Annotated in this window: 5 protein-coding genes; 2 read left to right on the plus strand and 3 right to left on the minus strand. The window is 70.9% G+C overall.

Features of this window, described 5'->3' with window-relative positions; all coding sequences use genetic code 11:
* Window positions 1–238 precede the first annotated feature (238 nt).
* Together D7Y13_RS36540 and D7Y13_RS36545 are read left to right on the plus strand one after the other, a co-directional pair.
* Window positions 239–976, plus strand: a complete 738-nt coding sequence (locus D7Y13_RS36540) for a zinc ribbon domain-containing protein (protein ID WP_120537908.1) — start codon at window positions 239–241, stop codon at window positions 974–976.
* A 30-nt stretch (window positions 977–1006) separates the two neighbouring features.
* Entirely contained in the window at window positions 1007–1651 is a 645-nt protein-coding gene (locus D7Y13_RS36545; RefSeq protein ID WP_120585954.1) for a ribonuclease HI family protein, read from the plus strand.
* 39 nt (window positions 1652–1690) lie between these two features.
* Here D7Y13_RS36545 and D7Y13_RS36550 read toward each other — a convergent pair whose 3' ends face one another.
* The 3 genes from D7Y13_RS36550 to D7Y13_RS36560 form a co-directional block, all read right to left on the minus strand.
* Window positions 1691–3469: a tetratricopeptide repeat protein gene (locus D7Y13_RS36550; protein WP_147444547.1), complete on the minus strand. Its 1779-nt coding sequence runs from the start codon at window positions 3467–3469 to the stop codon at window positions 1691–1693.
* Window positions 3466–5751: a DnaJ domain-containing protein gene (locus D7Y13_RS36555; protein WP_120585952.1), complete on the minus strand. Its 2286-nt coding sequence runs from the start codon at window positions 5749–5751 to the stop codon at window positions 3466–3468. The genes D7Y13_RS36550 and D7Y13_RS36555 overlap by 4 nt, the downstream gene beginning before the upstream one ends.
* A partial coding sequence (locus D7Y13_RS36560; protein WP_279637164.1) for a S16 family serine protease occupies window positions 5748–6345 on the minus strand: 598 nt, incomplete at its 5' end. The genes D7Y13_RS36560 and D7Y13_RS36555, both read right to left, overlap by 4 nt.

Consider the following 6345-nt stretch of genomic DNA (forward strand, 5'->3'; position numbering starts at 1 on the left):
GTGGGGGCTCGCGGCAGGCGGTGGCGGCGAGCAGGAGGACAGGGGCCAGGAGGGTTCGCAAGGGCGTTGGGGACACGGTCCCCGTCTAACGGGTGCGTGAAGCGGATTCAAACGCTGGAGGGGCAGGCGGAAAGCGCAGGGATGGAAGGTCGCCCATTTGGGCGTTGGAACCCCAGCACCCTTGTTGGTACAAGAGTCGCGCCGCGCGTCGGTGCGGCCGTGTTGGGAGGCAGCAAACTTGCGGGAGAAACTGAAGGCCCTGGCGGAGCTGCAGAAGGTGGACCTCGAGGTCGCCTCGCTCCGGAAGGCAGCGGATGTGCATCCCCGCCAGATTTCCGATCTGGAGCGGGAGCTGGGCGTCGCGCGCAACGGCATCGAAGCCGAGCGGACACGCGTGGCGGACCTGGAGAAGCAGAAGGCCCTGCTCGAGCAGAACATCACGGACGAGAAGGACAAGGTGAAGAAGTGGGAAGCGCGCCTGTCCGACCAGCGCTCCACGCGTGAGTACTCGGCGCTCGCTCGCGAAATCGATATCGCGAAGAAGGGCATCCTCACCCAGTCCGAGGCGCTCACGGAGAAGGTGAAGGAGCTGGGCGGCGCTCGCGAGGCCATCAAGGGCAAGGAGGCGGAGTACGCCACCAAGCTGCAGGGCCTGTCGGGACGGATGACGGAGCTGCGCGGGAAGCTGGGCGAGTCCGACTCCCAGGTGAAGGAGCTGGAAGGTCGCCGCGCGAACGTGGCCGCGAACGTGGACGGCACGCTGCTGCGCCGCTACGAGGTCATCCGCAAGAAGAAGCTGCCCGCGATGGTGGGCGTGGTGGCCGGCACCTGCCAGGGCTGCAACATGAACCTGCCCCCGCAGATGTACAACGCGCTGCGCACCTCGCTGGGCACCGACGTGTGCCCCTCGTGCAACCGCATCATCTTCGCCATCGAAGCGCTGCAGGAAAAGGCCCCGGACTCCGCCGCGAAGTAGCGGCGCGGTCGTCGTAGGTCGCTTCAGCCCATGCCGCCCCCTTCGCTCGTCGACCTCCTCCGTCACATCGCGCGTGAGGAGCCGCTGACGGCGACGGTGCGCGCCTTTCGCGGGCTCACCCGCGAACACCTGGGGCAGTTGCTGGCCGAGGCCGCCGACACGCTGGCCCAGGGCCTGCCCGTGTCGGCCCCCTCCGAGCCCGTGTTGGAGTCGGCGGCTGTCCCCTCCCCCACCGTGGAGTCCGCCGCGCCCATCGCTCCGGGCAGCGGGCTGAACCGCGTGCGCGTCTATTCGGACGGAGCGGCGCGCGGCAACCCGGGCCCCGCGGGCGCGGGCGCGGTGCTGATGGACACGCAGGGCGCGGTGATTGCGCGCCTGGGCAAGTTCCTGGGGCACCAGACGAACAACCACGCCGAGTACATGGGGCTGCTGCTGGGGCTCCAGCACGCACGCACGTTGGGCGCGCGCGAGGTGGAGGTGTACGCCGACAGCGAGCTGCTCATCCGGCAGTTGGACGGGCGCTACCAGGTGAAGAGCGCCACGCTGAAGCCCCTCTTCCAGGAGGCGCAGAAGCTGCTCAAGACGTTCAGCAAGGTGAAGCTCGCCCACGTCCCCCGAGCGCAGAACGCCGAGGCGGATGAGATGAGCAACCGCGCCATCGACGAGCGGCTGTAGCCCGCCCGCGGCCTCCTTCCGCCGAAGCGCCCTGCCTCCTCAAGGCGTACCGACCCCCGCCACGCTTCCGGAAGCCACCGGGACAGGCCAGCGCGCGAGCGCGGTGGTGACCGGACCGGGCAACACCGCTTCCTGCCTCGCGAGCGCATAGGCCTTCTCCGCGTTGGCGCCCCTGGCTTCGAGCCTTCGCGCCACGACGAGATGGAGCGAGGCACGTTCCGCCCCGTCCAACGCGTCCAGGGACTCGACGGTCCGCGCGCCGTGCACCGTGTCCCGCAGCTCCTCGAAGGTGAGCTCCAACCCCGTCGCCTCCAGGGTCTTCGCGGCCAGGGCGGAGTCGCCGAGCCGCTCGAACTCTCCGGCGAGCAGGAGCCCAGCCTCGGTCCCCACCTGGCTGAAGCCCGCCCGGTTGGCGGTGGCGCAGACGCGGGCGGCGGACTCGGGGCTCTTGGCGAGCGCGGTCAGCACCCGCACCGCGACCACGGAGGCATTGTTCACATCCAAGCCGGACGGCAGGGCGCGGACCTTGGACTCGCCGAGCGAGGCCTCGAGCCATGCGCGCAGCAGCTCCTCGCTCCGCCCCTCCACCGCGCGGGCGATGAGCTTCTGCAGGTCCTTGGCCCCGGCATCGTTCGGTCCGCGTCCGAGCAGCCGCGCGTACAGGAGCACATCCCGCCAGCCGACCGACGCCTTCTCGTCCTCGAACAACCGCTGGGAGAATCGCTTCACCGCTTCCTCACGGCGGCCCAGCGCGGTCAGGGCCCGGAGGTGCTCCTCCAGGAAGATGTCGTAGTGCGTCTCGTCCTGCTCCATCGCGTCCAGCAGCACGAGCGCCTCCGCCCAGCGATTCTCGCGCAGGTAGCGCAGGCTGAGCCCCCAACGCGGCAGGGGCGACTCCGGGTGCGCGCGCCGCAGCGCCTCGAGCCGCGCGGTCGCCTCGGGACCTGGCTCCGTGCGCGCGAGCATCGTGGCCAGGAGCATCGAGTCAGGAGCCTGGGAGAGAGCGCGCGCGTAGTACGCCCGCGTCTCCTCGTTGCGACCGGTGCGCCGCATCTGGCGCGCCCAGAGCCGGTGCGCGTCGAAGTCCTCCAGGTTCGCATCGCGCCACTCGCGTGCGATGGCCGTCGCCGCGAGGACGCCCTCCGTCTGCTCGAGCGCCATCATCCCCAGGGAGGCGGCCTCGCTCAGCTCCGGGGCGTCGGGCCTCGCGCGCAGCACCGCCTGCGCCACCCGGCCCGCCTCGGCCGGACGGTTGCCCGCCAGCAGGAAGCGCAGGGTCATCTTCCAGCCCCCCGGCAGCACGCCCAGGTGGCTCCGGCTGATGGAGCCGCTCTGGCGCTCGTCCACGGACAGCGACCTGGGGGGTTCGACAAAGGCGTAGTCCACGTGGTCGAACTCCTGGAACGCCGTGCCGCCCAGGGGTTGAGGGAAGCGCTCCGGCGCATTCACGTTCTTCGCGCTCGAGCTGGTGTAGCGGACCGCATCCATGAAGAGGGGCGCCGCGCCCAGCACGTTGTAGACGCGGACATCCTTGTCCCCGGATACGTACAGGGTGTCGTGGACCAGGGAGACGCCCTTGGCGCTCACGTCCACGTCCACCAACCCCCGGCGGATCTCACGCTTGATGCGTCCTTCGGCGGGCACGTCGAAGCGATTGTCACCGGCGACAATCTGGACGGGCACATCCAGGCCGTTGACGAAGTGCACGGACTCCGAGCGCTTCACGCCCGGGCCCATGAGGACCAGGACGAGCGGGAGTCCCACCATCCCGAGAATCACGAGGACGTCGCTCCAGAGTGAAGTCGGAGAGGGCTTCACGGAGAGGCCTCCAGGGCGAGCAGGGAGTTCGTGAACAACAACGGCCGGCGCGTGCCGGTGCCGGGCAGATGCCAGCGCTCCACCCAGGCGTGAAGGAGCGCTTCGGACGCGGCCGGATCCTCCGCGGAGACTCCCCTGGCCGTGAGCGCCAGGGATGCGACAGAAGAGCCAAGCCCTTCTGTCGTCACCGCCCAGAGCAGCTCGACCGGCGCTTCATCCGTCCCGTTCGCGGGCAGGGGGCGCACCTGCTGACGCACGCGCAAGCTGGCCGCGGGGGGGCCCTCGCGGCCCGCGGCCCGGACCGAGTCCATGAACAGCACGTCCTTGCCCAGCGCCTCATCCGCCATCCGCTGCCAGGCGGTCACGAGCAGGTCCGGCCGCGGGTCCGACTTCTCCAGGCCCAGCCACTCCACGGATACGCGGCGGCTGTGCGTGCGGGCCACGGCGTCCAGGAGGCTGGAGAAGAACGGGATGGAGGCGGCCGTGCCGCTGCCCGCGTCCAGCCGTGTCTCCATCCGAGCACGGGCCTGGGCCAGCTCCGCGTCCAGGCGGGCCTGGGCCTGGGGCGCGAAGTTGGAATCGGGCCGGTCGCGCAGGAAGGCGAGCGTGGGGCCCAGGTCGCGCACGTTGAGGGCCAGCCCCCACGCACGCGCGTCCACAGCGCTCCGCTGGGGCACGACGGAGGCGCACACCACCAGGACCGCGACGGCGGCCGCGACGCCCAGGCCGACCCATGACGGGAGCTTTCCTTCCGCGTGCACGTGGCGGCCCTTCGCGCCACGCGCCAGCAGCGCCGCGGGCAGGTGCTCCACGCCGCTCTCGGCATCGAGCATCCCGCGATTGAGCAGCTCCAGCACGCGACGGCGGCGCCCCGACAACTCCTGGGCGAGCGCCTCCGCCTGCGGCTTGCCGCGCACCCGCAGCACCAGGCGCATCCGGCTGAAGCGCATGTCCAGGGAGGTATGGGTGTAGCGGCCGTTGTCGTGGTGGTCCATCAACTGGATGTCGTTCAGGTGCACGAGCGGCCACACGGTGAGCTGATCACGTTGCACCTGGACCAGGTGCAGCGGGTGGACGACGTGGAAGCTGCCGAAGGGACTGCTGATGGAGCGCAGGAGGACCCGCGCCGCGTACAGGGTGGCGGCGGCGAGGCCGGCGGCGAAGACCGCGCGACACACCCAGTCCACCACCGTGCGCGTTTCGGGCGCGCGGAAGCAGTCGACGAGGAAGAAGAGGGTCACCAGGGCCAGCCCGGCCGACACGGCAGCGGGGAGGGCCCACGTCTTCAGGGTGCGTCCTCCGTCGTGGCGGTCGGCCTCCGCGCGCAGCCATTGCCGGGCGCCCTCCGACAGCGCGGCCACGTCCAGGGCGACACGGACCGGGTAGACGCCCTCGGTGGCGCTGGTGGGGTTGAAGCGCTGGCTGCGCTCGAGCAGCTTGTTGGCGGCCTCCGAGCGCTGCTGGGCGAAGAGGGTCGCGGCGGCGGAGGACAACTGGCCCGCGGTCCACCGGCGCAGCTCCGGATCCGCGTTCGCGGGAACGTCCACTTCGAGCGAATCCAGCTCCTGCACCGCCTCTGGATTGAAGCCGTGCTCCAGCATCGTCGCGGCACGCCGCACGGTGAGGGAGAGCACGTCCATCGGCCGCAGGCCCGTCAGGGTCCGCGCCTCCGCGAGCACGCCGAGCGCGTCCTTGACCTGCCCCATCTGCTCCAGACAGTCCGCCAGCGCGACGCGGGGGACCAGCTCGGTGGGGCCCAGCTTTCCGGCCCGCCAGTAGTCATCCGCCGCTTCCTTCAGGCGCTCCAGACGCTGCAACGCCCAGCCCCGGTGCAGGCGCGCCTGCCAGTCCTGGGGACGCAATTCCAGCACCCGGTCGAACTCCACGAGCGCTTCGGGGGGATAGCCTTCGAACAGGAGGTTCTTCCCCAGCAGGGTGCGCACCTCGTGCGCTTCGGGATGTTCGGCGAGGAAGGTGTTCAACACCCTGCGGCCCGCGGCGTGGTTGTCCGCGTTGAACTGCTCCACGGCCTCCGCCATGCACGCGGCCTGCTCCGCCGCCAACCCCTCCAGCGGAACGTCCGCGGTGGCGTCCCAGGCCTGGCGCGCCTCCGCGTCGGAGAGCAGCTCGTAGGCCTCGCGCAGGCGCTTGAACACCTCCGGATGGGTCTCCGGGGGGTTCTGTCGCACGAGGTCGAAGTAGGCCTTCTTGATGGTGCGGGCATCCGCGTCACGGGGGACGCCCAGCACGGCATAGGGGTTCTGTTGCGGTTCGCTGCTCACCGTCGGGTTGCTCCCGGCGCGTCGACGGTCGCACGCACGACCCGCCACGCCTCATCCAAAGTGTCCACCGCGATCAGACGCAGGCGCCCGGTCACCTCGGGCGGCAGCGCCGCCACTTCCTGAAGATTGCGCCGGGGGTGCACCACGATCCGCATGCCCTCCAGGTACGCGGCCACCAGCTTCTCGTGCACGCCGCCCACGGGCCGCACCTCGCCGGACAGCGTCACCTCGCCGGTCACCGCCAGCCTCGCGGGAAGCGGGCGCTGCGCATAGGCGGACAGGCCCGCGAGCGCCATCGCGAGGCCGCTCGACAGTCCGTCCTTGCCCACCTCGGTGTCCGTGTAGTGCAGGTGCAGGTCGTAGCGGGCCACGAGTTCGCCCAGGCCCAGCACGGGCGCGCGAGCACGCAGCACGCTGAAAGCGACGTCCGCGGCCTCCTGTCCCTCCGGTCCCACGCGGCCACTGCAACGCAACACGCCCCGGCCCGGCACCGCTACGGCCTCCAATGGAGAGACATGTCCCCCGCGCGGGTGAGGGCTCCAGGTGGAAGGTCGCCCCGTGCCCGTCGATGCCGTGCACGTCCACGCGCTTGCG

It is taken from the genome of Corallococcus praedator, from assembly GCF_003612125.1.
Classification (GTDB): domain Bacteria; phylum Myxococcota; class Myxococcia; order Myxococcales; family Myxococcaceae; genus Corallococcus; species Corallococcus praedator.

What these genes read in the sequence shown, in the direction of transcription:
- D7Y13_RS36545 (WP_120585954.1), top strand. Translation starts at nt 1,007, where the DNA reads ATGCCGCCCCCTTCGCTCGTCGACCTCCTCCGTCACATCGCGCGTGAG.